Origin of the sequence: Pseudomonas sputi (assembly GCF_021603585.1) — a bacterium.
Taxonomy (GTDB): Bacteria; Pseudomonadota; Gammaproteobacteria; order Pseudomonadales; family Pseudomonadaceae; genus Aquipseudomonas; species Aquipseudomonas sputi.
Genome location: NZ_BQHI01000055.1, coordinates 1 through 1,848, shown reverse-complemented (window position 1 = coordinate 1,848; position 1,848 = coordinate 1). Strand labels below are relative to the sequence as shown.

Here is a 1,848-nt window from a genome sequence, read left to right as displayed (position 1 = left end):
CGTCAACGGCGCAGGCACGGGAACAGGGCTGTTGATCACTCTGATTTCCACAGTGGCGCCATCAAGACCTGCACCTGCAAACTTGATCGACCTGCCGGACGGGAAAGTGACGTCGATGTTGGTCAATACGGGAGGACGGATGTCGAAGGATCGGGGGGGGCTGACGTCGGACGGAACATTTTTATCAGTCTGTCGGGCAACCAGCGAACGCCGACCCGGTTCAACCGTCACATCCACACTCCAGTTGTCGCCAGTGACCGGAGCCTCACCGACTTTGACGTCATGGTTCAAGTCAAGGAGTACCTCCATTTTGGCTCCGGCCAACCCGCCAGTGCCGCTTACCCGGAACGTTCTGTTCTGAAGTGAATTGGCCCCAGGGCTGGTGATGACGGGGCGATCTGGCTTGAGCCGCACAAAAACGGGCACCTTTTCGGACCAGTTCACCGCTTCGTCATAAATTTGCATGACATGAAAAACGAATGGGCGGTTGGGTAACGGAACACTCAGCTGAATGCTCCATTGTCTGTCTCTAACAATCCCCGAGCCGTAGAGAACCGTGCCGCTATCCGCTTCGTAGATTTGAATCCGGGCGAGGTCGTGGCCTCTGCCTATAAGGGTTGGCCTGGGCTCGCTGATGACAGCATTTGGTTCTGGAGTGGTGACGACCACAGGGGAGAGAAGGGCGATGGTCAGTGTCGGTGAACGCTCAGAAACATAGATGCCATTGACAACCTGTAATGTCCAGAAGGACATGTAACCCTTCCATTCTTGAATAGTTAGCACCGCTTCCCAGTCACCTTTTTCATTGAGTACTCGACCATAAAAGGCCCTGCTCGCGTCATCGGCATCACGGACAACAATAGATGCCGACATCTCTGCGGCACCTACTCCTCTGATAGTAAATGTTTTGTCCTGCACAACTTTTGGAGGAGCAGGAATGTGAGGGGGTGCAGGCAGGTAATTGAAAACGTGATTCCCCAGAAGTGTTACATCGCCCCCTGCCTGGTCGTACCGCCAGTACCAGGACATCGAGACTAGATAGTTAACCGTCCCTACCCAGCCTTCGTATTCGTGCTTATGCCATTGCCCGTCTTGCCAGCCAATGTCGTCCCACTCCGGGTGCCATTCAGGGTTGCCACCCGCATGCAGGGAAAGATTGCCCTTGTTCCGACCGTTATTGGTAGCCCAATATCGAAACGTATTAAACGTAACACCCCGTCCGTTGTTGTCCCACCTGGCCAGTATGTCGATATAGGCTTTTACACCTGGTGAGTTTTCTCTTGTGGCTTCAATAGTGACTCGTTGTTCAATGCCCCGTTCGCGATCGTTCAATGAGTCGGGTAACTGACTGCTGGCTTCATCGGTGCCCTCTTCAAACTCTTCCATGTTCTGTTCCTCGACTAACCGAATGAAGTCCCGCGCACCTTCAAAGCCGGAACTAGCGACATTGAATGCCCGTACAACCTCAAATGACACCTGACAATTCTGACAGTCCCGACAAGCGGTAACTCTTCCCACACCCCAGTCCGGCAGCGTCCTGCAAGTCGTAACAGCGGGCTACGATCGCTTGTTCCATTGCCTACAAATCCCTCAGAATCCGCCGGCTTGTGCGCCTTGGCGTTGCCCCGTAACTTGATCCCCGTCGCTGTTATCAGCAACCGGGTTTAGTCGCTTCGGGTGGTGGTGAAATCATCGGCCGATGCTCGCTTGCAGGCGCGGAATCGACCTCGAACCGATGGCTCGTTACCGAATCGGAAATCGTCGCACCGCCTGCATCGTCAGTGATGGACTGTCGAATCACGCACCACTGGCCGCCGGGCGTCAGGGACTTGGTAGCAGTACCGGCCC

At 54.8% G+C, this 1,848-nt stretch carries 1 protein-coding gene and 1 pseudogene; both read right to left on the bottom strand.

The genetic code is table 11. From position 1 onward, the window contains the following. Window positions 1-1,386 (bottom strand): annotated as a pseudogene (locus L6D81_RS29240) (hypothetical protein); the annotation flags it as partial. A gap of 265 nt (window positions 1,387-1,651) precedes the next feature. Then, on the bottom strand, window positions 1,652-1,848 hold a 197-nt coding region (locus L6D81_RS29235; protein WP_236182995.1), incomplete at its 5' end, for a hypothetical protein.